The following is a 24,513-nucleotide window of genomic DNA, read 5'->3' on the forward strand; positions in this document are numbered from 1 at the left end:
TGTCCTGGCTATGCTGCTGGTCTGTCCTGGTGCGATGATCAATTCTCGGCCGACGATCCCTGGCCCATCCCGCTGCCACCCCAAAGCCATCCATCCAGGGCTCGAGACCCTTGAGCGTGTCATATCCCGCATAATTATAGGGTCACTCGTGCAACATGCTGGTCGCTGCTGATATCAGTCCTGCATGGCCGGCAGGGGCGTTCGAGCGTTGAGGGCGGCCTGGGGCAGATGATGGTTGGAGGGCCAGGCACAGCGCAAGAGAGTGTGCTCCAGATCCTGGCCGCTGACCAAGTGGTGGCTCCTAAGCCCCTCCTCGCTACGACCGTTGACGCGCTCTACCCTGCCCGTGGTCTGCGCACCCTGCGGGGAGGTGTGCGCCGCAGCATGCTGCCAAGCACGGCACCCAACGCAGCGCAGGCGTGCTTGCCTGCCAGCATGCGCTCAGCGGTGGTAATAGACCGCTCGATAAACGCCTTGCCGTTAGCGGTCTGGATCTTGCGGGGGCGCAGCGGACAGGACTGGATGAGGCCTGATTTGCGCACAGTCGGCATGCAGCAGCGCTTGCAGAACGCTGCGCGCCATCAGATCGGCGCATCGGCTCGGTATGAGGCAATCAGCTGGGCGATCTCGCCGACCAGCTCCAGCAGGAGAGCTCGCGCTTTCGGGTCTAAGTCCGGTGAGGCAACTCGCCGCCAGGTCGGCGCTAGGCGCTGCCCTTCCCTGGCAGGCGCAGATCGGCAAGCCGTTCGAGGGCGCGCACCAAAGGTCTCCAGCGTGGCGGCGGCTCGAAGGCATCGAGAAAGTTTTTGAGATACAGACCGAGCTCGGTATCACCCGACATACGCAGCCGGCGCTGGAAAAAGAGGGTGTCGGCGTCCTCACGCCGTGCAGCCAAAAGCAGAAACTCATATAGATCGCCAGCGATGCTGGCGTCAGCGGGGCGAGTGTCGCCATAACCGCGGATACAACCGTTTTCTAGGCCCAGGCGGTAACGCAGCCCTAGATCCGCAATCTCGATGGCGATCTGCCGGCCTTGAAGAAAATCCAGCTCGCCGGCAGCGATGGCCTCGCGCATCACTTGATTGAGGATGGCGGCTAGTGCTTGGCTATGCAGGGTCCCAGGGACCAGACGCAGGGGCAGGGTCAGGGGGTATAACACGCGGGGCAGGCTCGGCATCGCGTTCATTCCGTTTCCAATCGTTGCACAATAGGCTGCGATTCTCTCCACTCCATCCCTTCGATACAAGCACCGGAGAACCTCATGGCCACCAGTCTGCTCGCACTGCTCGATGATATCGCCAGCGTCCTGGATGATGTCGCGCTCTTGACCAAGGCCGCGGCCAAAAAGACCTCTGGGGTCGTCGGCGACGATCTGGCCGTCAACGCCGAACAGGTGAGCGGTATCCGAGCCGAGCGCGAGCTACCCGTGATCTGGGCAGTGGCCAAGGGTTCTGCGATCAACAAAGCGATCCTGGTCCCTCTGGCATTGGCGATCAGCGCCTTAGCGCCCTGGGCGGTCCTGCCGCTTTTAGTCCTCGGCGGCTTATATCTCTGTTACGAAGGCGTAGAAAAGCTCGCCCATCAATGGGCCCGCCGCACTGCTGCAGGCCAAGGGCAAACAGCCCATGGGGCGGAGGGAATGGCGGTAGGGACGGATGCGGCGGCCTTGGAGCAAGCCAAGATCCGGGGTGCGATCCGCACCGACTTTGTCCTATCGGCCGAGATCATCGTCATCGCGCTCGGCACGGTCGAACAGGCCGATCTCCTGACCCAGACATTGGTGCTTTCGATCGTCGCGGTCCTGATGACCCTGGGGGTCTATGGTCTGGTCGCGCTCATCGTCAAGCTCGATGACCTGGGCCTGTATCTAAGCCAGCGCCCCGGCGCCGGGTGGCATGTCATCGCCCTGCGCAGGCTGGGGCGTGTCTTGCTGCATGGCGCACCCTGGCTGATGAGGGGCCTCTCGGTCGTCGGGACGGGGGCAATGTTCTTGGTCGGCGGCAGCATCCTGGCCCATGCCCTACCCCTGCATCATTGGCTTGCAGACCTCGGGCCGGGCTGGGCCGGATTTGCCACCCTATTTACCGAGGTCCTGCTCGGTCTTGCAGCCGGGGGCGCCGTGTTCTGGATGTGGCAGCAGGTCGCAGAGCGCATCGGCAGGCCAGGCCACTAGGCGGGCCTACAGGCCCATTCGCTCAAAAAAGTTCTTGACCCCGTCGAGCCAGGAGTGGGACTGGGGATTGTGGTGTGACCCACCCTCTTGCAGGCTGGCCTCGAACTGGCGCAGGAGGTCCTTTTGATGCTCGGTCAGGTTGACGGGTGTCTCGATCACAACCCGGCAGATGAGATCGCCTGGGGTGGTCGCGCGCACCGGTTTGATCCCCTTGCCGCGGATGCGAAACAACCTGCCGGTCTGGGTGCCGGGCGGGATCTTGAGCACCACTTTGCCATCGAGGGTGGGTACATCAAGCTCGCCGCCGAGCGCCGCGGTGACGAAACCGATCGGCACCTGACAATAGAGATCGGCACCCTCACGGGTAAAGATGGGGTGCTCCAGGACCTGGATCTGGACATAGAGATCGCCCGGCAGCCCGCCATGTTCACCTGGCTCGCCCTCACCGGCCAACCGGATGCGGTCGCCGGTATCGACCCCTGCCGGGATCTTGACCGAGAGTGTCTTTTCCTGCTGGACCCGCCCCCGGCCTCGGCAGTGCGGACAGGGCTCATCGATGAGCAGACCCGTGCCGCGGCACTCAGGGCAGGTCTGTTGGATGGCAAAGAACCCCTGCTGGATGCGGACCTGACCATGACCACCGCAGGTCGGACAGGTCCGGGGCTTGGTGCCGGCCTTAGCGCCAGAGCCATTGCAGAACTGGCAATCGACCAGGGTGGGGATACGCAGCTTGACCTCTTTACCCGCGACCGCCTCTTCGAGGGTCAGCGACAGGTCATAGCGTAGATCGGCGCCCCGCTGTGACCGCCGCCCTCCAGTACGCGCGCCAAAGATATCACCGAAGACATCCCCGAAGATGTCAGAAAACGAGGCCGCGCCTGCAAAGCCCTCCGCTGCCCCGCCGAATCCGCCGAAGTCACCGGTGCCTTCTACGCCGGCATGACCGAACTGGTCATAGGCGGAACGCTTCTTGGGGTCACTGAGCACGTCATAGGCGAGCTTAATCTCCTTGAACTTGGCCTCTGCCTCCTTGTCGCCTGGATTGCGGTCAGGGTGGTATTTCATCGCCAGCCGCCGGAAGGACTTTTTGATGTCGGCCTCGCTGGCGTTGCGTTGGACCCCCAGGATCTCGTAGTAGTCGCGTTTTGCCATGGATGGTTGTCGGTCGTCAGCGGCAGAAGCCAGTCTTGCGTTCGTTCATCGCCTGGATCCTTACCCAGGACTAGCCCTCATGCCCTGACCAGGCTAGACGCCTGAATGGATCGATCCAAGGCCGCCGCCGATGATCCTGCATCCAGCAGCGGCATTCTCTCCTGTTTAACGTTTGTCGTCCTTGACCTCTTCGAACTCGGCATCGACTACGTCGTCATTGGTGCGGCCGCTGCCGCCAGACCCGCTGCCGGCGGAATCGCCGCCGGTTGCACCCGCGCCGCCCTTGGCATAGAGGCGCTCAGCCATCTTGCCCGAAAGGTCACCCAAGCGTTTGGTGAGGGAGTCGATGCGGGCCTTGTCCTCGCCCTTCATCGCGGTCTCGAGCTCCTTGATCGCCGACTCGATGGCCTCGCGTTCGCTTGCCTCGACCTGATCGCCAAGCTGTTCCAGGGATTTACGGGTCGCATGGATCATACTGTCGGCCTGATTGCGCACGACGACCAGCTCATGGAAACGGCGATCCTCCTCGGCATGGGCCTCGGCGTCCTTGATCATGCGCTGGATCTCCTCCTCGGAGAGACCCGAAGAGGCGCGGATGACGATCGATTGCTCCTTGCCGGTCGCCTTGTCGCGCGCCGAGACATTGAGGATGCCATTGGCATCGATGTCGAACTTGACCTCGATCTGGGGCACGCCCCGCGGTGCTGGCGGAATGCCCGTCAGATCGAAGCGGCCAAGCGACTTGTTGTCGGCAGCGCGTTCACGCTCGCCTTGGAGCACATGGACCGTGACCGCGGTCTGGTTGTCCTCGGCAGTCGAGAAGATCTGACTGGCAGAGGTCGGGATAGTGGTGTTCTTCTCGATCAGTTTGGTCATGACCCCGCCGAGGGTCTCGATGCCGAGCGACAGGGGCGTGACATCCAGTAACAGGACGTCCTTGACCTCGCCGCCCAGGACACCTGCCTGGATCGCCGCGCCGATGGCGACCGCCTCGTCGGGATTGACATCCTTGCGCGGCGGCTTGCCGAAGAACTGCTCAACCTTGGCCTGCACCGCTGGCATGCGGGTCTGGCCACCGACCAGGATGACCTCGTCGATCTCACCGGCGGTAAGCCCCGCATCCTTGAGGGCGATGCGACAGGGCTCCATGGTGCGCTCGATCAGGTCCTCGACCAGGGATTCGAGCTTGGCGCGGGTCAGCTTGACATTGAGATGCTTGGGCCCGGTCTGATCCGCGGTGATATAGGGCAGATTGATATCGGTCTGCTGGCTGGAGGAGAGCTCGATCTTGGCCTTTTCCGCCGCCTCCTTCAGGCGTTGTAGGGCCAGAGGATCGTTGCGCAGATCGATCCCTTGCTCCTTCTTGAACTCGGTGACCAGCCAATCGATGATGCGCTTGTCGAAATCCTCGCCACCCAGGAAGGTATCGCCATTGGTCGAAAGGACCTCGAACTGGTGCTCGCCCTCGACCTCGGCGATCTCGATGATCGAGATGTCGAAGGTCCCACCGCCCAGATCATAGACCGCGATCTTTTGATCGCCGCGTTTTTTGTCCATGCCATAGGCCAACGCCGCGGCGGTCGGCTCGTTGATGATACGCTTGACATCTAGCCCAGCGATCCGCCCCGCGTCCTTAGTCGCCTGGCGTTGCGAGTCGTTGAAATAGGCAGGGACGGTGATCACCGCCTCGGTGACCGGATGACCGAGATAATCCTCGGCAGTCTTCTTCATCTTTTGCAGCACCTTGGCCGAGATCTCCGGCGGGGCCATCTTTTTGCCGTTGACCTCGACCCAGGCATCGCCATTGTCGGCCCGTACGATCTTGTACGGGACCATGTCGATGTCCTTCTTGACGATGGCGTCATCAAAACGCCGACCGATCAAGCGTTTGATGGCAAAGAGGGTGTTTTTGGGGTTGGTGACTGCCTGGCGCTTGGCAGCCTGACCGACCAATACCTCACCATCGTTGGTAAAGGCAACGATCGAGGGCGTGGTGCGATCGCCTTCGGCGTTTTCGATGACCTTGACATTGCCGCCTTCCATCACGGCCACACATGAGTTGGTGGTGCCGAGGTCGATACCGATGATTTTTCCCATAATCCGTCATCTCCTAAAGCTTGCTGTTCAGGGCGCCTATGCGCCGAACTGGGGTTAATTGTGGGGAGAAGCCACGGCCTTCAAGCAGATTCAGCCCCTGGTGCCTGCGAGACGACCACCAGAGCCGGGCGCACCAGGCGTCCGTTGAGGGTATAGCCCTTCTGGACCACCAGCGCGACGGTATTGGCCGGGAGGTCCTCGCGCGGCTGCATGGACATCGCCTGATGAAACTCGGGATCGAATGGCTGATTGAGCGGATCGATCACCCCAACCCCGAATCGTTCCATGACATCGCTAAGCAGCTTGAGGGTCAAGGCGGTGCCTTCGCGCAATTGGTCGATGCTGGCGGTCGCTTCCAGGGCAGCAGCATACCCCAGCTCCAGGCTGTCGCGGACCCGCAGAAGCTCGCGCACAAAGGCATCGAGCGCAAATTTGTGCGCCTTCTCCAGCTCTTGGGCATGCCGGCGCTTGATGTTTTCGAGCTCAGCGCGGGCGCGCAGCACCTGGTTGCGGCTCTCCTCGATCTCGGACCGCGCCGCATCTAGCGCCGCGCTGAGCTCAGCGACCGAAGGCTCGCCCGCTGCACTAGCCGCGTCCCCTATCCCGCTTACGGTCTCCTCTGGCCGAGTCTCGCTCGTCTCTGGCATGGCTGCCGGTGTCTCATCGACTGCGAGGGCCTCTCGATAGGCATCCACCGCCTCCCGCCGCGCGGCCTCGCTAATCTGAGCGCCTGGCTCAGTCTGCCGTGATTCCATATTCATCGACATCATGACCTCTGACTTTGAGATAAATCGCCCTTAGTCCTCAACGGGCAGCCTTTGCAGGCCGGCCCTGCATCTTGGACCTTCAGTGGCGTAAGGCCGCTGACAACAGCCGCGCCGTCACATCGACGATCGGGATTACACGCTGATAATCCATGCGCGTCGGTCCGATCACCCCCAATACCCCGACGACCTGATCATCGACCCGATAGGGTGTGGTCACCAGACTACAATCGCCGAGCAACGAATAGCCGGACTCTTCACCGATAAAGATCTGCATCCCCTCGGCGGCAATACAGCGGTCCAAGATATGCAGAATCTCACGTTTTTGGGTAAAGGCGTCGAATAACTGCTTGAGCCGGTCCAGGTTGGCCAGTTCGTCGAATTCCATCAGATTGGTTTGGCCGGCAATATAACAATCATCCTGATCCTCTGCGCTTTCCATGACATCCTGGGCCATGGCAAGGGCACGCCGCATCACCTGATCTATATGCGCATGGGTGTCCTGGAGCTCCTGGAACAGACGCCGGCGCACCTCCTTGAGGTCCTGACCGGTAAACATCTGGTTGAGATAATTAGCCGTTTGTTCGAGCTGGTTGTGGCTGAAGCGCCGTTCAGTGGTGATGATCCGATTATGGACCTCCCCTTCGCTTGTGACCAGGATGACGAGCACCCGCGACTCCGACAGCGGCAGCAGTTCGATATGGCGGAAGGCATGACGCTCATGACGCGGCAACATCACCACACCCGCGAGATGGGTCAGGCCCGATAATAGATTTGAGGCCTTTTCAATCAATGTCTTGGGATCAAGGCGGGCATTGAATTGGCTGCGCAAGAAGGCGATATCCTCTTCTGCGGGTGGGTGCACGGTCAAGAGCGTATCGACGAACAGCCGGTAACCGGCCACAGTCGGCACCCGTCCTGCCGAGGTATGAGGCGAAGCGATCAGACCCAGTTCCTCGAGGTCGGCCATCACGTTGCGCACCGTCGCCGGACTGAGATCCAGCCCAGCATCGCGGGCCAGGGTGCGCGATCCAACCGGCTGGCCATCGCGGATATAACGCTCGATCAGTGCCTTGAGAAAATGCAAGGCACGCTCGCTTACCTGTACCTCGACAGGGGCTTGACCGGTGTTGATAGTGAGGCTTTTGCCAGTCGTCACGTTACGCAATGGATCAATCGGTTTTGTACGAGCGGCGCTGTTATTTTAGCACTCATCAATCAAGAGTGCTAACAATGACTTTAGGGTCTCGCCCCGCCGGTGTCAAGGCCGGATACCGCAGAGGGCTCGATCACCGGCAAGGCCAAGAGGCGGTCCGGCGCGCCGGTGGAGAACAGTATAAAATTATCTGGCACCGACATCTGGCCTCCTAGCACACCGATCGCTTGCACTATTCTCACCTGCGCGCCTATGACAAGCTTCAGGACCCTCGGCTTGATCTCGAAACAAGGCGACCCTGAGCGGGTACGCGGGACCTTGACGCGCCTGTATGACTATCTGCATCGGCGCGCGCTCGAGGTATTCATCGAAACCGAGACCGCCTCTCTGCTCAAGGCCCCGCTCGGTCAGGCCCGCACCCTGGCGCAGCTAGGCGCCTGCTGCGACCTGGTCATCCTCATCGGCGGTGACGGGACCCTGCTCCATGCCGCCCGTGCCCTCGCCGTCCATGAAGTACCGATCCTGGGTGTCAATCTCGGGCGCTTAGGCTTTTTGGTCGATGTCTCGCCGGATGCATTAGAGATGGCGCTCGATGGCATCCTGGCCGGTGAGTTCGATCTGGACCGGCGGGCCATGCTCGCTGCCCAGATTCGCACTGCCGAGGGGGACGGCGAACCTGAACCTGCGCTCAACGATGTCACCCTGCATAAATGGGGGACAGCTCGAATCATCGAGCTCGAGATCTGGATCGATGGACGATTCGTCAGCGCCCAACGCTCCGACGGCCTGATTGTCTCCACCCCGACCGGTTCGACCGCGTATGCCCTTTCAGGTGGCGGGCCTCTGGTTGACCCCGCCCTGGATGCGATCCTGCTGGTCCCGATCTGTCCGCATGATTTAAGCAACCGCCCTTTGGTGGTACCAGGGCGTTGCGCCATCGAGGTCCGGGTTTGCGGCGCCGAACGGGGCCATGTCCAGGTCAGTTGCGACGGGCAAAGGGATCTGCAATTGCCGCCGGGCGCCTGGGTACGCATCACTCGCCATCCACACTGGGTCCGGCTGATCCATCCCAAGGGGCATGATCATTATCAGATCCTGCGCGCCAAGCTGCATTGGGGTGGCCATCATGCATTGAGACAGGACCGGCTATGTTGACCTATCTTCAGGTTCGGGATCTAGCCATCGTCAGCCAGTTGGAACTCGAATGTCAGGCAGGGATGACCGCTCTGACCGGCGAGACCGGCGCGGGCAAATCCATCCTGATCCAGGCGCTGGGCCTGGTGCTGGGCGACAAGGCCGAGGCGGATTTGATCCGAGTAGGACGCGAGCGCGCCGAGATCCTCGCCGAGTTCGCTCTCAAACAGAACCCGCAAGCCCAGGCGTGGCTAGCGGATCAGGGTCTCGATGAGGGCGATCACTGTGTTGTGCGCCGCCTGATCTTGCGCGAAGGCCGCTCGCGCGCCTTTATCAACGACCGCCCGGTCACAATGACCCAGTTACGCGATCTAGGCAAGCACCTAGTCGATATCCACGGCCAGCACGCCCATCATCTGCTTCTGCGCGCCGACGCCCAGCGCGATCTGCTCGACGCCTATGGTGGGCATAGCGCATTGACTGCGGCTGTGGCTGCGGCCTTTTGCTCCTTTCGCGAGTACGATCAACAGCTAAGGGCGCTTGCGTCGGCGAGTGCCGACCGCGCAGCACGCCTGGAGTTTTTGCGCTTCCAGATCTCCGAGCTCGATGCCTTGGGGCTGACGCCCGAGCTGATCGAGCACCTCGATCAGGAACAGCGCCGACTCAGCCACCTCGAGCGTCTGCAAGAGGTAGTCGGGCGTCTCTTGGTCTTGCTCGCTGAGGGCGAGCTAACGATCGAAGACCAATTACGCGGCGCTGCCCATGAGCTAGCGGAGCTCAACGCGATCGATCCCAGGCTTGCTGCAACCCGTGAATTGCTCGATACGGCAACCATCCATGTCAGCGAGGCTGCAAGCGAGCTGCGTCATTATCTCGACGGCCTGGACCTCGACCCGGCGGCACTCGCTAGGGTCGAGGAGCGTCTGGCCCAGATCCATCACCTAGCCCGCAAATACCGGGTCCGCCCCCAGGAGCTGCCCGCCCTCTTCGAACGCGCGCGCGCTGAACGACATGCCATCGAGACCTCGGACCTCAGCCTGGATGAACTGCGCGCACAGCGCGATCTGGCCTGGCAAGATTTCCTGGCGGCGGCCAACCAGCTCACCGAGGCCAGACGCAGTGCTGCCGAGCGCCTGGCGATCACGGTCACGCGTTCACTCAAACAGCTCGGAATGGAGGGCAGCCAACTGAGCATCCTGCTCGATCCACTGCCGCCCGAGCGAGCAGGTATTCATGGTCTGGAACACATCGAGATGCGGGTCACTGCCAACCCCGGCCAACCATTGCTCCCGCTCGCCAAGGTCGCCTCTGGGGGTGAGCTCTCGCGTATCAGTCTCGCCATCCGGGTAGCGACCGCCGAATGCGGCCAGGTGCCAACGCTGGTCTTCGATGAGGTCGATGTCGGGATCGGCGGGGCCGTGGCCGAGATTGTCGGGCGACTGCTGCGCAAGCTCGGCGAGGCGCGGCAGATACTCTGTATCACCCATCTCCCCCAGGTCGCCGCCCAGGCCCATCATCAGCTGCGGGTACGCAAAGAAACCATTGAGGGCCAGACCTTTACCCGCATCGACCCCTTGGATGAACGGGCGCGTATCGACGAGATCGCCCGCATGCTCGGCGGCACCGAGATCACTGCCCGCACCCGCGATCACGCCATCGAGATGTTGGCTTGGAGGCGCTGACAAGAAAGGCTAGACTGAAAGGCATCCCGCGCGACCTAGAACCTGGACTGATGGATGCCAAGATTGCGCGACGGCTCATCTGTATTGAACTAGGTCGGCACGCGAAGAGAAGACAGATCGCCGCTGACAGGCATACAGCCACGACAAAATAAGACAACAAGAGAGGAGGATGATGTCATGCCCTTGACTGCCTCGTTCATCCCCACCGAAGACCGGCTCGATCTCGCCTTCGATGGCGACCTAGATCTGACGCTGACAGACGAGATGTGTCGGGTCTTTGCCGAGCTACCAGCCAACCTCCAGACCTGTATCCTAGACCTGACCCGTCTCGAAAGGATCTTTGACTCCGGTCTGGCGCTTCTATGGATGCTCAATGAACGTTTGCAACAGCTTGGCGCTCGAGTGGTGGTCTTAAGCGACCGCCCCGAGATGCTCGGACGCTTGCTGCATGTCCTGCGTAATGCCTTGGGCATCATCCCTCAGGATGTTGCGCCAATCGGGAGGCATTGAGGCCGTCTAGCGGCCTAGACGGGCAGACGCAGGATCTCGTCACAATCGATCCCCCAATGCCCCGGATCCTCGACGCCGAGGATCCGATCCTTGGCCCCGCGTATCTTGAGAGCAAGATCCAGATCCTCGACTGGTAAGAACCTCCGCCAGCGGGCGTCCATCACCACCCGGACGATCGGCTCTTGAACGCCCTTCCGTTTGTTCTCCAAGACCACTGCGAGGCGCTGGCTTTCCAAGCGCACCAGGCTTCCAACTGGATAGACGCCGACACAGCGGATGAAGTGGCGCACCAATTGGGGATCAAGGTGATAGCGGCTCCATTCCAGGAGCTTGCGCAGCGCCTGATGCGGCTCCATCCCGCGATGATAGACTCGGTCAGATGTGATGGCGTCATAGACATCAACGATCGACGCCATACGGCCATAGAAACTGATCGCCTCTCCTATCTTACCCTCGGGATAGCCCGTCCCATCCAAGCGCTCATGATGCTCGGCGGCGACGGCCAATGCCACATCCGGAAACCCCGGGATGCGCGCCAGGATCTCGCGGCTGTGGACGACATGGCTGCGCATGATGGCAAATTCTTCATCTGTCAGGCGCCCCGGTTTATTGAGGATCGCCTCCGGGGTTTTGGTCTTGCCGATGTCGTGGAGCAAGGCCCCGATTCCGATCACCTCGATCACCTCGGGATCAAGCCCCAGTTCGCGGGCGAAGGCCACCATCAGCACGGAGACATTGACCGAGTGCTCGAAGGTGTAACGGTCGGCATGCCGGATCCGACCTAAGGCCAAAAGCGCGTTTTGATTGCGAAAGATCGAGCTTACCAGCTCAGCGATGGTCACGCGTATCTGGTCAATCTGGATCGGCAGGCCCAACCGGGCGTCCTGCATGAGTCTACTGATAAGTTGCAGCACCTCGCTATGGATCCGCTGCGCCTTGACCCGCTCCTGGGCGAGCGTCTCCGGTTGCAGACAGTCCTGGCCTTCAGCTGCGACCTTGTCGAGCTCGCGTTCAAGGGCCTCGACCACCTCGCCCTCGCTCGGTGCATCAGGCAAGTCATAGCCCTTATCGGTATCGATATAGACCTCATGCACCCCCAGACGGCGGATGTTCTCGATATGGGATGCAGAGCGGATGCGAAAACGGTTGCGCAAGAACCCATGGTCCAACCAACCGCAGTTGAGATCATGGATATACATGCCGATCCGTAAATCGTTGACGCTGACCTTTTTGATCATGGCAATGGGGCTAATGGGAATACGCGCGCCGGCCGATAACCTAGATGGATGAAGGATAGGCATGAATGATCTTAGCCGCAAACTGGCATGGAATATGCCGGATCCTGGCTAGGGTGATAATCGGTGTCGAGGTCAACTGCCATGACCAGCCCAACAAACGAGATGCAGATCCACGACGGCCTGCGTAACCCGCGCACCTACCGCAGCGCTATGCTCAGCGTTGAGATCCTCCGCGAGGAAAACCAGCGTTACGCAGCCAGCCTGGGGATCAGCCAAAACAATGCCTGTCTCGGCTTTCGTCCCGCCTATCTCAACCAGAAAAGCGGCGAATGGGTCCTGTCGCGTTTCCGCGATGGCACACCCGCGCCCATCCATATCCTCGACGGCCTGCCTGACGCCTGGGTGCGGGCACGCGATGCCCTGGGACATGTCATCGCAGTGGATGCGTCAGTGATCTCGGGCTTTGTGCGCGATGGGCGCTTCTATACCCGCGAAGAGGCGGCGCGCCAGGCACGCCATTGATGACGCATCCTAGGCAGGACGGGTCTCAGGCAGTCAGGGCGGCAAAGACCGCCGGCAGACGCTCGGGCAGCCGCTCGACCTGATCGACGATCGCATAGCCGTTCTCGCCAAAGATCCGTGCGACATAACGGTCGGCATGAGGGTCCAGCGTTAGGCAATAGGTGTGAATACCCCGCATGCGCAGCTCCTCGACCGCCTTTTTGGTATCCTGACGCAGATACTGGGGATCGCGCTCATCGATATCCGCCGGTTCACCATCGGTGATGATCAACAACAGGCGCTTTTGCGCCGGCTGTTGGCCCAAATGCCAACCTGCATGCCGGATCGCCGCCCCCATCCGCGTCGAAAGCCCCCCTTGCATCCCCGCCAGCCGCGCTTTGGCCTCATCATCATAGGGCCGGTCGAAGTCTTTGAACCGGTAATACTGGACATCATGCCGCCCATCCGAGGCAAAGCCATGGATGGCAAAGCGGTCGCCGATCGCTGCGATCGCCCAGGCGAGAAGTCCAGTCGATTCGCGGGTGAGATCCAGGATGCTCGGAGCCTCCTCATAGCCGGGTTCGCCCTCCTTGACCCCGACCTTTTGCTTGGTCGATTCCGAAAGATCCAGGAGCAACAGGATCGCTAAATCCCGGACATGGCGGGTGATGCGGACATTGATCCTGGGGTCGGGCATCATGCCGCGGCGGATATCGATCATGGCGCGGATCGCCGCATCTAGATCGAGCTCCTCCCCCTCCTCGTAGCCGCGCTTACGGATGACGCCCTGCGGCTGGAGGGCATCGATCAGATAGCGGATGCGGCTGGCGACCGGACGATGCGTGGTCAGGATCGTCTCCATCAGCTCGGGATCGCCGCGCCCTTGCCGGCGTTCGATCACGGTCACCCAATCCGGACGGTGGAGCTGCACCTGATAGTCCCATTCGGGATAGTGATAAGGATCGGAGACAGGTTCCTTGCCCTCGAGCTCATTGATGGTGCAGCCCTCTTGATCGAGCCAAAAGGGGGTGGCGAGCACCCAGACCTCCTGTGCATCGTCGCCGGCGAGCTCGCAATCGACCTCGTTGACCATCTCCATGACGCTGACATAGCGGCGCACCTGATTGGGGCGATCCGGCAGATAGTCACTGCCGCGGGTCAGGAAGAGGTTTTCGTCAAACTCCCAGATAAAGTCATTATCGTCGCGATAGGGGATCTGCCAGTCCTCGAGTATCCGTAGGCTGGGGAGCTGATACTGCTGGGCAAGGCGTTCGGCAAACGCCATCCCCGCCTGCCAACTGAGCTGGTGATCCCCAGGCCGCTCGGCCAAGGCCGACTGAAAGGCAGCGGCGGTCTGCGCGAGCCAGGGATCAGCGTCGCGATAGCCCGCATCGAGCAGGGCACGCGCGAGGCGCTGCATAAGGTCAACCACAGGATGCGGCGCCGACTCATTGGCCTGGGTCTCAGCAGCGAAGAACTGTAACCACAGGCGCTTGAGCCCTGGAAAATCGCGCTCAGCCAGGGCCTCGATGCGCGCATCCTCGAAGAGTCCGATGAACAGGCGCTGAACCGGACTTAGACCTGCGGCCTCCAGGGGGGCAGTCGTATAGACCAGGTGCGCGGCGCAATGGGCAGCGGCGGCGCGATAGATCTCCGCCCCCTTGATCCCCCGCCAATCATCGAAGGCATCGGGCAGATAGATCTGAAACTCGGAGATGAAGGGGCGAAGACCGGTGCGCGTCTCATAGTCACCTGAGGTAGGCCGCAGGAAGAAGGCGCGGCCCCAGAGCGCGCGTAGATAGAAGTTGAGCCGGCGCTGGGTATCCACGAACAGGGTCCCGCGCCGTTCCTGTTGCAACACCGCGCGCGCTGACTCGGTCTTGAGCCCGAAATAGGCCGCCTGGCCCTCAAAATCGCGCGCATGTGCCTGCGCGCCCCACAGCGCCCAGCGCCTCAGCCCCCCCAAGGTCAGCTTGGTGAGTAGCTCGTCCATGTTCTCCATCATCGGGCGCAGACCGCGCGGGGCCTTGGCCGCAAGCTGATGGAGCAGATTGAGATAACCGCGCACGAGTTCGATGTCGCCGAAACGGCTTGCGGCCAGGGGCAAGGTGCCCATGATCAGGGTCAGGACCGTGCCCGAGGTATGTGAGGCCAGCTTCAACAGTGCCGTGATCACATCGGGGACGACGTCCTCGCCCACCTCCTTGGCGACCCCTGGCATCTCCTGGACATAGGTCAAGACCAGGTCGGTGCCGCGATTCAGGTCGCAGAGCGCCCGAATGCCGCGCAGATAGTTGTCGAGACCACGCGGCGACATCACCCGCGCCGCCTCGTGATAGCTCGACTCAAGCGCTTGCAGATGGCCGGACTCAGGACCATCTTTGAGACAGGCCAGATGTTCGGCGAAATCGATACTCATGGCTCTCCCTCTAGCATGAGGCAAACCAGACCTCAGAGATAGGTATTGACCGCAGCGTCCAGGGTATCGCGCATATCTGGATCATCGGTCAGCGGACGCACCAGGGCCATCTGAGCCGCGGCACGCGGTTCGACCCCGCGGCTGATGAGCTGGGCGGCATAGACCAGAAGGCGCGTGGACATGCCCTCATCGAGTCCGTGGCCTTTGAGGTTGCGGCTGCGGTGGGCGATTTGGACCAGTTTCTCTGCAATCGCATGCTCGACCCCGCCCTCGTGGGCCACGATCTCGGTCTCGATCTCGGCGCTCGGATAATCGAAATCGATCGCCCCAAAGCGCTGTTTGGTCGACTGTTTGAGGTCCTTCATCAGGCTTTGATACCTGGGGTTATAGGAGATCACGAGCTGAAAATCGGGGTGGGCATGCACTAGCTCGCCCTTCTTCTCAAGCGGCAGGGTGCGCCTGTGGTCGGTGAGTGGATGGATGACGACCGTGGTGTCTTGACGCGCCTCGACCACCTCGTCGAGGTAACAGATCGCCCCGAGGCGTGCGGCCACCGTCAGCGGCCCGTCCTGCCATTTGGTCCCATTGATATCGAGTAGGAAGCGCCCGACCAGGTCGGAAGCGCTCATGTCCTCGTTACAGGCCACGGTGATCAGCGGCCTGCCGAGCCGCCAGGCCATGTATTCGACGAAACGGGTCTTGCCGCAGCCGGTCGGCCCTTTGAGCATGATCGGCATGCGCACGCCATAGGCGGCCTCGTAGAGCGCCACCTCTTGGCCAACGGGTCGGTAATAGGGCTCCTGGTCGATCAGATATTGGGTACGGTCAATCTCTGACATGGCTGGGCTCTCCTGAATTCGGGCTAGGATAGCGTCTGCGCTCAAAAACAAGGCCCCTTCCCCCTCGATCCGGAAGTAGGGGCCTGGACCAGGCCGGTGATGCCCTTATCCTCTGGACAAGGGGCCTAGGGCTTAGACCGGCTTGCCGCGGTAGACCACCATCTCGGCGCCCCGCGACTGGGCGTAGTTGTCATAGCCGACCAGACGCACATGGTTGTTTGGATGCGCCTTATGGCAGGCCTCGACCTCGGCGAGGATGGTCTCGACATTGGTCTCGCCAAACATCGGCAGCTTCCACATATACCAATAGTGATCGAAGGCGTTCTCCGGTTCAGTGTGTTCGACCGCCGGGTTCCAGCCCTTAGAGACGATATACTCGACCTGCTTGCGGACACGCTCTGCATCCATCGCCGTCAGGTAGGAGAAGGTCCCGAACTTACGGCTATTCGGGTCCTCGAGGCTTGATTTGTAATCCTGCATTTCGCTCATGGGTCAAAGGCTCCAAAAGGGTTTCGGGCGAGATGGGCAAGGTGCCGCCCATCTCCGGCCGTCGCTTTTACTTGTGCGCGACGTCGAGCTTGTCCACGACGTCGAACTCGAACTTGATCTCTTTCCAGGTCTCCATGGCGACCTTGAGTTCGGGCGAGTGCTGGGCCGCGCGGGTGAGGATCTCCTTGCCCTCTTTTTCTACCGGGATCCCCTGGTTGCGCGCCTCGACACAGGCCTCCAGGGCGACACGGTTGGCACAGGCGCCGGCCGCATTGCCCCAGGGATGACCCAGGGTGCCGCCGCCGAATTGGAAAACGGCATCATCGCCGAAGATGCTGAGCAATGCCGGCATGTGCCAGACATGGATACCGCCTGAGGCCACGGCAAAGACCCCTGGCATCGACCCCCAATCCTGATCAAAGAAGATGCCGCGCGAGCGGTCTTCCTTGATGTATTTCTCGCGGATCAGATCGACCCAGCCGAGCGTTGCCTGACGGTCGCCCTCAAGCTTGCCGACCACGGTCCCCGTGTGCAGGTGATCGCCGCCCGATAGACGTAAGGCCTTGGCGAGCACCCGGAAATGGATCCCGTGATGCGGGTTGCGGTCGAGCACAGCGTGCATGGCGCGGTGGATGTGCAGAAGCACCCCGTTCTCGCGGCACCAGCGGGCAAGGCCCGTATTGGCGCAAAAACCGCCGGTCAGATAATCGTGCATGATGATCGGGGCGCCGATCTCCTTGGCATATTCAGCGCGCTTATACATCTCCTCGGGCGTCGGGGCGGTGACGTTCAGATAATGCCCCTTGCGCTCGCCGGTCTCGCGCTCGGCCTTTTCGATTGCCTCCATCACGAAGTCAAACCGCTGCTTCCAGCGCATGAACGGCTGGCTGTTGACGTTCTCGTCGTCCTTGGTGAAGTCCAGCCCGCCGCGCAGACATTCATAGACCGCCCGGCCATAGTTTTTAGCAGAGAGCCCAAGCTTGGGTTTGATGGTGCAACCCAAGAGCGGGCGCCCGTACTTGTTCATGATGTCGCGCTCAACCTGGATGCCATGCGGCGGACCATTGCAGGTCATGACATAGGCGATCGGGAAACGCACATCCTCCAGACGCAGGGCGCGCACCGCCTTGAAGCCGAAGACATTGCCGACCAGCGAGGTAAAGACATTGACGACCGAGCCTTCCTCGAACAGGTCGAGCGGATAGGCAACAAAGGCATAAAAACAAGTATCGTCGCCGGGCACATCCTCGATGGCATAGGCGCGGCCCTTGTAATGATCGAGGTCGGTCAGTAGATCCGTCCAGACGGTGGTCCAGGTGCCGGTCGACGACTCGGCAGCCACCGCAGCAGCGGCCTCTTCGCGCGGCACGCCCGGCTGGGGCGTTACCTTGAAGCAGGCCAGGATATCGGTGTCCTGGGGGGTGTAATTCGGGTCCCAATAGGTCTCGCGGTATTCTTTGACGCCCGCTTGATAGGTCTTTGCCATAGTTTTATCAGTGCCCTCAGTGCTCGGTTGAGATCTCGTTGGAGGATGCGACTGGCGCCATCGCGCTCAGCCTGCAACCTGAAGGGGATTATCGGCCAAAAACCTCATAATGACGACTGATTATTGCTTATGTTATATATAAGTTATAACTTATAATCAATCGTTCTCCTGATGGCTTGGATAGACCCCATTCCCTCCGCATTCTATGCCCCAGATCCATCTCTCACTGCGCCAACTTCGGGTCTTTGAGACCGTCGCGCGTCACAGGAGCTATACGCGTGCCGCCGAGGAGCTGCATCTGACCCAGCCGGCTGTCTCCATGCAGATCCGCCAGCTCGAAGACGAGATCGGCCTGACGCTCTTCGAGCGGCTGGGCAAACAGATGGTCGTCACCGAGGCGGGCAGCGAGATCCTGCATTACACCCGGACGATCAACCAGGCACTACGCGAGATGCGCGAGGTTATCGAGGGACTCAAGGGGCTCAGCCGCGGCAGGCTCCATCTCGCGGTGGCCAGCACGGTCAATTATTTCGCCCCCCGCTTGCTCGCAGTGTTCCAACAGCGTTATCCAGGCATTCAACTGCGGCTGGAGGTGACCAATCGCGAGTCCTTGGTGCAATTGCTCGAGGCCAATGCCATAGATCTGGTCCTGATGGGGGTGCCGCCCAAGGATGTGGAGGTCGAGGCCGAGCCGTTTATGGAAAACCCCTTGGTGGTGATCGCCCCGCCCGAGCATCCCTTGACCGCGGCGCGTCAGATCCCGTTATATCGTCTCGCTGAGGAGGTCTTCGTGATGCGCGAAGAGGGCTCGGGGACCCGCCAGGCGATGGAGCGTTTTTTTCGTGAACGAGGAATTCAGGTCAGACAAGGGATGCAGATGACCCGCAATGAGGCGGTCAAACAGGCGGTGCGCTCGGGCCTGGGGCTGAGTGTAGTCTCCCTGCATACCATCGAGCTCGAGATCGAAACTGGCCGATTGGTGGTATTGGACGTCGAGGGCTTTCCCGACCGGCGCCAATGGTATCTGGTCTATCGGCGCGGCAAGCGGCTGTCGCCGGCGGCGCGCGCCTTTCGCGAGTTCGTCCTGACCGAGGCGGCGGGGATCGCCCAGCCACAGCTGGCAGGTACAAACGCATCCGCTGGACAGGACCAGGCCACCTTATGACCCAGGCATCCATCTGTACGGATCAGAATTGCCCTCATCCACTGCGCCTTTCCCTGCCGGCTCAAACCGCTTACCATGCCTCTCGGCACTTCCCCAATGCCGAAGCTGGGCAGGCCAGGCTTAACCCATCGCGTGGAGCACTACCGAATGATCAAACTGACGACCAATCACGGCGAGATCCTCATTGAACTCGACCCGGACAAGGCACCCCAGACCTGCGCCAACTTCGAGCAGTATGTCCGCGATGGCCACTATGACGGAACCCTATTCCACCGTGTCATCGATGGTTTCATGATCCAGGGCGGTGGCTTAGACCGCGACTTCAACCAAAAACCCACGCGTCCGCCGATCACCAACGAGGCCAACAATGGCCTCAAAAACCAAATCGGCACCATTGCCATGGCCCGCACGCCCCACCCGCATTCGGCGACCGCCCAATTTTTCATCAATGTGGCCGACAACGATTTTCTCGACTATCCGGGGCAAGATGGCTGGGGCTATTGCGTCTTCGGGCGGGTAGTCGGCGGGATGGAGACGGTCGAGGCGATCAAGCAGGTACCGACCGGTCGTCGGGGTGTTCATCAGGACGTCCCCTTGGCCGAGGTCGTCATCGAGAAGGCCGAGATCCTCTGATCTGCGCCCAAGTCTTTAAGTAAACGCTGACTCTTTGTCATCGCCTCGCCTTCTCTGGATTCCGGATTTCGCCGGAACGACGAACGCGGCAGGATTCGGCATTTTCCTCATCCCAAGCGGCAAGGAGGCCGCTCCTCACATTAGGAACAGGGTGGCCAACCCCAAAAAGATAAAAAATCCGCCCGAGTCGGTCAGGGCCGTGATCATCACCGAGCTGCCCAGCGCCGGATCGCGGCCGAGCTGCTGGCGGATCATCGGGATCAGGACACCAGCGGTGGCGGCGAGCAAGAGATTCAGGGTCATGGCCGCGGTCATGACCAGGCTGAGCTTCCAGTCATGATACAGCAACCAGACGATCGCCCCGATGATCCCGCCCCAGACCAGGCCATTGATAAGGGCAACCCCTAACTCCTTGCCAAGGAGCCGCCACAGGTCCGCTGGCTCAACCTGTCCCATCGCAATGGCGCGCACGATCATGGTGATGGTCTGGTTGCCGGCATTGCCGCCGATGCCGGCGACGATCGGCATCAGGGTCGCCAGGGCGACGAGCTGGGCGATGGTGCCCTCAAATAGGCCGATTACCCTGGAGGCCACAAAGGCGGTTACCAGATTGATCGCCAGCCAGGCCCAACGGTTGCGCACCGCGCGCATGACAGGGGCAAAGATATCCTCCTCCTCGCGCAGCCCAGCTTGGTTCAAGATCTCGGCGTCCGATTCCTCGCGGATGCGATCGACCATGTCCGCAACTGTTAGCCGTGCGATCAGCCGCCCCTCGGCATCGATCACCGGCGCCGAGATCAGGTCATAACGTTCAAAGGTCGCTGCGGCCTCGCTGGCATCATCCTCGGGATGGAAGGTTAGCAATGACTTGGCCTGCATGACCTCAACGACCAGGCGCTCAGGATCATTGGTCAGCAAGGATTCAAGGGTCAGGATGCCGCGCAGCCGATCCTCGCGATCGACCACATAGAGCTTGTCAGTATGATCAGGGAGGGTCTCGAACCGGCGCAGGTAGCGCAGCACCACCTCCAAGGCCACGTCCTCACGGACCTTAACCAGGTCAAAATCCATAAAGGCACCGACCGTATCCTCTGGATAAGACAGGGCGGTGCGCACATGCTCGCGCTCTTCCTGATCTAAGGATTCAAGGACATCCTCTACGACCTCAGGTGGCAGATCCGGTGCCAGATCCGCGATCTCATCGGCATCCAAGGTCTCGGCAGCGGCACGGATCTCATCCGTATCCATGGTCTCGAGCAGGGTCTCGCGGACCGCAGCCGAGACCTCGAGCAGGATCTCACCGTCCTTGTCGGCGCGCACCAGATCCCAGACGACCTGGCGTTGATCGCGCGGCAAAGCCTCGAGGATGCGCGCGATATCGGCGGAATGCAGGCGATCGAGCTTGCGTTTGATCCAGCCGAGGGTCTGGCGGTGGGTGATCGACTCGACCAGATCCTGATGCTGGACCCGTTGTTGGCGATGGATGAGATCCTCGAGCGTCTGCTTGCGGGCAAGCAGCTCGCGGATCTCGCGTAGATGGTGCTGGAACTCTTCAGAATCCTGTAATGCCGGCTCAGTCATCGGGGTCGCGCCTTGCAAAGATCTGGAGGTACGGATCAGCTCGTCGGGGCCTGTAACATCCACCATCAGCGGGGGACATAAAAAGGCGCACCACGATAACTCAAAACCGCTCCCTCTTTCAGGATACGTTCGACCCTAAACCCCTCGCGCGTCTCCTCACCCTCGCGATAGCGTAGCGTATTGATGATCACGAAGCGCCGCGCAGGATCTGGGTCATAGACATGCACGGTCATGAGATAGGCAGGCAGTTCGGCCTGTTGCTCGAGGGTCAGCCTCAGGCGGGTCGGGTCCTCGGGGATCTTGATGGGTTGGTGGCGCGCGCTGGGTGACGACTGCCCCTGTTGCTCCCGCCGGACCTGCTCTTTGAATGCCTGGATCTCCTGAACGAGGTCCTTAGGGATAGACGCTGGCCGCGGCTCCTCCTGCAAGACCTCGCGCGCGGCATTGAGCGCTGCCTGTTCAGCCTCGAGCTGGCGCAAGGCCAGGGCCTCCCAGTCTGCGCTGCCTGGCGTCGGGGTGGGAACTGATGGTGCAGTGGGCGTCGGCGGATGAGAGGGGGCCGCTGCACTGGATGGCGCAGGCTCGGCAACGACCGGACGCGGCTTGGGTGGCGGGGGTTCGACTAGGGGCGGCATAGGGGATGAAACAGCCGCAGATGCCGGCGGCTGGGTAGCGGAAGGCGCTGTCTGGGGCACAGCAGAAGGTTGTTGCGCAACCAGGGGCGCATCCTTCCAGAGCCCTGGCGAGCGAAAGGCGGCATAGAGCGCGATCACCACAGCGAGCGCCGCCAGCCCTATCGCCAACAGCGCCCAATGATGGGCCGGAGGCGGGGCTGGTCGCTTGGCAAGCAGGGGTGGAGCATAAGGGCTGGGTACGCGCCCGAGCTCGCGTTCCTGCTGGGATCTCTTGAGCGCCTCGAGGATATAGCTCATGGTGCAATATCCAGCGTCTGACGCGCCGTTTCTGGGGCAAGCTGAGGCAGGTGCTCGAGACCCACGGCCTGATAGAGGGCGATCAGGGTCCGCGGGCCGGCGATCCCGTCGGGGGTTAGACCCTTGGCCAATTGAAAGGCGCGCAGGGCGCTTTCGAGCGTGACGTCGAACCGGTCAGCAGGCCCAGGCAGCATCTCAAGCCCAGGGACGCGGGCCAAGAGCTCGCGCAGCCAGCGCGCCTCCTCGCCCATTGTGCCGGGACGGATCAGGTGTGCGCCTGACGGCGGCAGCGGCCAGATCAGCCGATAGTCGCCGCTCCAAGCGGACTCAAGCGCGGCGACCGGTACCCGCACCGCTTCACCTGTAGCCCGATCGATCTGGGCGGTCTCGCCGGAGAGCCCGCTCAATACCAGATAGCGCGGCTCAGCCTCTGATTGATTGAGGCGCAACAAGGCCGGCAGATTGAAAAAGCGCACATGACTCAGGCGCCCCTGTTCCCATTCGCAGCCCAGGCCAAAGGGGCGGATATGCTCGCAGGGATCGCCTGGACCCAGGGTGCGGACATCGAGCCCCCAGCGGCGCAATAGCAGGCGCATGGCCTCGGGTTCAGGCAGCGCCAGGTCGGTGATGGTCGGCTGCGGGCTGGCCCCTGGCGCTGGCGCCTGCTGATCGATAAGGGCAGGATCAGGTGTAGGGACAGCGGCTGCCTGGACATCCGCTAACGGGCCAGCCGGGTTTGCCGGAGAAGCAGCGCCCTCCGATGTTGCCCCAGTTGAAAAGGTTAGGGCCGCAGACTGGGTTTGGGACCAGATGGCCGTGAATGGCACCTCCCCCTGCCACCAGTCGGCCAGCACGACGCGCCGTTCTGGGGTCAGCCAGCGATGGGCGAACAACCCCATCAGGGTTGCAGCCGTAAACAGGCCCACGGCCAAGACAGCCAGGGCGCGGGGTGAGTGCAGCCAGGAACGATCCACTGGCTCACCGCGCACCTCGCGCGCAGCCTGGACCACGATACCAGCATCGACCTGCGGGTGACGGGTGACACAGGCGCCAAGGAGGGCGCGGTCGCAGAGGATATTGATCAGGCGCGGGACGCCCCCCGAATAGTCATAGATCCGGCGGATGGCGCGCTCTGAAAAGAGCGGGCGCTCGACGCCGGCCACCGCCAGCCGATGATGGATATATTCCCGCGTCTCATCGAGATCCAGAGGGGTCAGGTGATAGCGCGCCGTGATCCGCTGATTGAGCTGGCGCAATGGGCGCATCTCCAGCATCCGGCGCAGCTCGGGTTGACCGATCAAAAAGATCTGGAGCAGTTTGTGCTTGGTGGTCTCGAGATTGGTCAGGAGGCGGACCTGTTCGAGTGCCTGGCGCGGCAGGTGTTGCGCCTCGTCGATGATCAGCAAGGGCCGCCGCCCATTGGCATAGGCAGAGAGGAGATACTGGGTCAGGGCATCGATCAAGACCTTATTCGTCCGCTTGCCGCGCGGCAGGGGGATATGGAACTCCTCGCAGATGTTAGTGAGCAGCTCGTTCGGTGACTGGACCGGATTGAGGATCAGGGCGACATCGACCCCCTCGGGCAATTGTTCGAGGAAAGCGCGACAGACCGTGGTCTTGCCGGTCCCTACCTCCCCCGTGAGCAAGACAAAGCCCCCGTTTTCGCTGGCCCCATACAAAAGGTGCGCCAGTGCCTCCCGATGCTGATCGCTCAGGAAGAGATAATGCGGATCGGGGGCGATCGAAAAGCTGGGTTCTTTTAACCCAAAATAGTTCGCATACACGGTCGCTCTCGATTCGCGGGGCGCTAAAGGACATCCAGGGATTGCCTGTCAATGATACCCAGGGAGGGACCTGGAGAACCATAGCAGGCAACGACCGACCCTGCTCTCAAGTCAAGTAAAGTGCGCAAACAGGCGCACTGTGCTCTTCCTGCCCCGAATGCGGAGCGCATTTGTCTCTGACAGGCGTGACTTTCCCGACTACGGCAGAGACCCTCTCTGCTGTAGCTCCGCCGTTACCGGACGGACTCGCCACGGGTAGGGCAGTTGCGGTTGCCAGCCGTTTGAGATTGAGCGCGGCATTGATGTCCCGATCATGGCGCGTGCCGCATTGAGGACACGTCCATTCCCGATCCTTCAACGCCAACATCTCATTCTCCCAACCACAGACCGAACACAGGCGGCTGCTCGGATCCCAGCGATCAGCTAAAACCAACCAGACGCCGTAGCATTTCCCCTTGTATTCCATCTGCAAGCAGAACATGCCAAAGCCCAGGTCGCTGATGGCGCGGGCAAGCCGTTCGTTCGCCAGCATGCCCTTGACGTTCAAATCCTCAATCACCACCCCTTGGTTTTCGCGGCAGAGCCGGGTCGTGAGCTTATGTGTGAAGTCCGCTCGGACATTGGCAATGCGTGCGTGCAGCCTTGCCAACATCGCAGAGGATTTCCTTCGATTCTTCAAGATCGGAAGCCTCGTGCCTTTTGGCAGTCTGGCCCTTTGTAATGCTAGGGTTGGCTCCTGATCGCACCGCAGACAAGACCTGCCCGCTGACCATCCCCA

General features: G+C 61.4%; 21 protein-coding genes. 7 read left to right on the forward strand and 14 right to left on the reverse strand.

Translation table 11 applies throughout. The features are described 5' to 3' along the window. Positions 1-703 precede the first annotated feature (703 nt). Entirely contained in the window at positions 704-1,177 is a 474-nt protein-coding gene (gene ubiT, locus GWK36_RS13875; RefSeq protein ID WP_166271996.1) for a ubiquinone anaerobic biosynthesis accessory factor UbiT, read from the reverse strand. 84 nt (positions 1,178-1,261) lie between these two features. Here ubiT and GWK36_RS13880 point away from each other — a divergent pair, with 84 nt between their 5' ends. Further along, the gene (locus GWK36_RS13880) at positions 1,262-2,173 is read left to right on the forward strand and encodes a DUF808 domain-containing protein (protein WP_166271998.1); all 912 of its coding nucleotides are present in this window, start codon (positions 1,262-1,264) and stop codon (positions 2,171-2,173) included. Between the two features lie 6 nt (positions 2,174-2,179). Here GWK36_RS13880 and dnaJ read toward each other — a convergent pair whose 3' ends face one another. From dnaJ to hrcA, 4 genes are all read right to left on the reverse strand, one after another. After that, a complete protein-coding gene (dnaJ, locus tag GWK36_RS13885; RefSeq protein ID WP_166272000.1) occupies positions 2,180-3,325 on the reverse strand; it encodes a molecular chaperone DnaJ in 1,146 nt (381 codons plus the stop codon). A 165-nt stretch (positions 3,326-3,490) separates the two neighbouring features. Next, complete coding sequence (dnaK, locus tag GWK36_RS13890; RefSeq protein ID WP_166272002.1) at positions 3,491-5,422, reverse strand: molecular chaperone DnaK; 1,932 nt, start codon at positions 5,420-5,422, stop codon at positions 3,491-3,493. Positions 5,423-5,502: 80 nt separating this feature from the next. Further along, a complete protein-coding gene (gene grpE / locus GWK36_RS13895; protein WP_166272004.1) occupies positions 5,503-6,183 on the reverse strand; it encodes a nucleotide exchange factor GrpE in 681 nt (226 codons plus the stop codon). Between the two features lie 85 nt (positions 6,184-6,268). Continuing rightward, entirely contained in the window at positions 6,269-7,345 is a 1,077-nt protein-coding gene (gene hrcA, locus GWK36_RS13900) for a heat-inducible transcriptional repressor HrcA (protein ID WP_246237592.1), read from the reverse strand. Positions 7,346-7,594: 249 nt separating this feature from the next. On the opposite strand from hrcA, the gene GWK36_RS13905 reads away from it, so the two are divergent. The 3 genes from GWK36_RS13905 (at position 7,595) to GWK36_RS13915 (ending at position 10,668) form a co-directional block, all read left to right on the forward strand. Continuing rightward, positions 7,595-8,497, forward strand: coding sequence for an NAD(+) kinase (locus GWK36_RS13905; RefSeq protein ID WP_166272006.1), 903 nt, complete (start codon positions 7,595-7,597; stop codon positions 8,495-8,497). Beyond that, the gene (gene recN / locus GWK36_RS13910; RefSeq protein ID WP_166272008.1) at positions 8,491-10,158 is read left to right on the forward strand and encodes a DNA repair protein RecN; all 1,668 of its coding nucleotides are present in this window, start codon (positions 8,491-8,493) and stop codon (positions 10,156-10,158) included. The genes GWK36_RS13905 and recN overlap by 7 nt, the downstream gene beginning before the upstream one ends. A gap of 177 nt (positions 10,159-10,335) precedes the next feature. Then, positions 10,336-10,668 (forward strand): STAS domain-containing protein, encoded by a 333-nt coding sequence (locus GWK36_RS13915; RefSeq protein WP_166272010.1) that lies wholly within the window; start codon positions 10,336-10,338, stop codon positions 10,666-10,668. 14 nt (positions 10,669-10,682) lie between these two features. Here the strand turns inward: GWK36_RS13915 and GWK36_RS13920 are convergent, their stop codons facing one another. Then, entirely contained in the window at positions 10,683-11,906 is a 1,224-nt protein-coding gene (locus tag GWK36_RS13920) for a cyclic di-GMP phosphodiesterase (protein ID WP_166272012.1), read from the reverse strand. Positions 11,907-12,047: 141 nt separating this feature from the next. Between GWK36_RS13920 and GWK36_RS13925 the strand changes: the two genes are divergently transcribed. After that, on the forward strand, positions 12,048-12,428 hold the full coding sequence (locus GWK36_RS13925) for a hypothetical protein (RefSeq protein WP_246237593.1): 381 nt from the start codon (positions 12,048-12,050) through the stop codon (positions 12,426-12,428). 25 nt (positions 12,429-12,453) lie between these two features. Here the strand turns inward: GWK36_RS13925 and GWK36_RS13930 are convergent, their stop codons facing one another. The 4 genes from GWK36_RS13930 to GWK36_RS13945 form a co-directional block, all read right to left on the reverse strand. After that, positions 12,454-14,826 (reverse strand): nitric oxide reductase activation protein NorD, encoded by a 2,373-nt coding sequence (locus tag GWK36_RS13930; protein ID WP_166272014.1) that lies wholly within the window; start codon positions 14,824-14,826, stop codon positions 12,454-12,456. Positions 14,827-14,858: 32 nt separating this feature from the next. After that, positions 14,859-15,665 (reverse strand): CbbQ/NirQ/NorQ/GpvN family protein, encoded by an 807-nt coding sequence (locus GWK36_RS13935; RefSeq protein WP_166272016.1) that lies wholly within the window; start codon positions 15,663-15,665, stop codon positions 14,859-14,861. Between the two features lie 132 nt (positions 15,666-15,797). After that, a complete protein-coding gene (locus GWK36_RS13940) occupies positions 15,798-16,154 on the reverse strand; it encodes a ribulose bisphosphate carboxylase small subunit (RefSeq protein WP_166272018.1) in 357 nt (118 codons plus the stop codon). Positions 16,155-16,221: 67 nt separating this feature from the next. Beyond that, positions 16,222-17,640, reverse strand: coding sequence for a form I ribulose bisphosphate carboxylase large subunit (locus GWK36_RS13945; RefSeq protein WP_166272020.1), 1,419 nt, complete (start codon positions 17,638-17,640; stop codon positions 16,222-16,224). A gap of 214 nt (positions 17,641-17,854) precedes the next feature. Between GWK36_RS13945 and GWK36_RS13950 the strand changes: the two genes are divergently transcribed. Continuing rightward, positions 17,855-18,805, forward strand: a complete 951-nt coding sequence (locus GWK36_RS13950; protein ID WP_166272767.1) for a LysR family transcriptional regulator — start codon at positions 17,855-17,857, stop codon at positions 18,803-18,805. A gap of 147 nt (positions 18,806-18,952) precedes the next feature. Next, a complete protein-coding gene (locus GWK36_RS13955) occupies positions 18,953-19,438 on the forward strand; it encodes a peptidylprolyl isomerase (protein ID WP_166272022.1) in 486 nt (161 codons plus the stop codon). A gap of 135 nt (positions 19,439-19,573) precedes the next feature. Here GWK36_RS13955 and mgtE read toward each other — a convergent pair whose 3' ends face one another. The 4 genes from mgtE to GWK36_RS13975 form a co-directional block, all read right to left on the reverse strand. After that, positions 19,574-21,019, reverse strand: a complete 1,446-nt coding sequence (gene mgtE, locus GWK36_RS13960; RefSeq protein WP_166272024.1) for a magnesium transporter — start codon at positions 21,017-21,019, stop codon at positions 19,574-19,576. Positions 21,020-21,084: 65 nt separating this feature from the next. Further along, positions 21,085-21,951 carry a general secretion pathway protein GspB gene (locus tag GWK36_RS13965; protein ID WP_166272026.1) on the reverse strand — a complete coding sequence of 289 codons (867 nt, stop codon included), beginning with the start codon at positions 21,949-21,951 and terminating at the stop codon, positions 21,085-21,087. After that, positions 21,948-23,735, reverse strand: a complete 1,788-nt coding sequence (locus GWK36_RS13970; RefSeq protein WP_166272028.1) for an ExeA family protein — start codon at positions 23,733-23,735, stop codon at positions 21,948-21,950. Before GWK36_RS13970 ends, GWK36_RS13965 begins: the two co-directional genes overlap by 4 nt. Positions 23,736-23,841: 106 nt before the next feature. Next, positions 23,842-24,387, reverse strand: coding sequence for an RNA-guided endonuclease InsQ/TnpB family protein (locus tag GWK36_RS13975; protein WP_210756792.1), 546 nt, complete (start codon positions 24,385-24,387; stop codon positions 23,842-23,844). Positions 24,388-24,513: the final 126 nt, after the last annotated feature.

This window comes from Caldichromatium japonicum (genome assembly GCF_011290485.1).
Lineage (GTDB): Bacteria > Pseudomonadota > Gammaproteobacteria > Chromatiales > Chromatiaceae > Thermochromatium > Thermochromatium japonicum.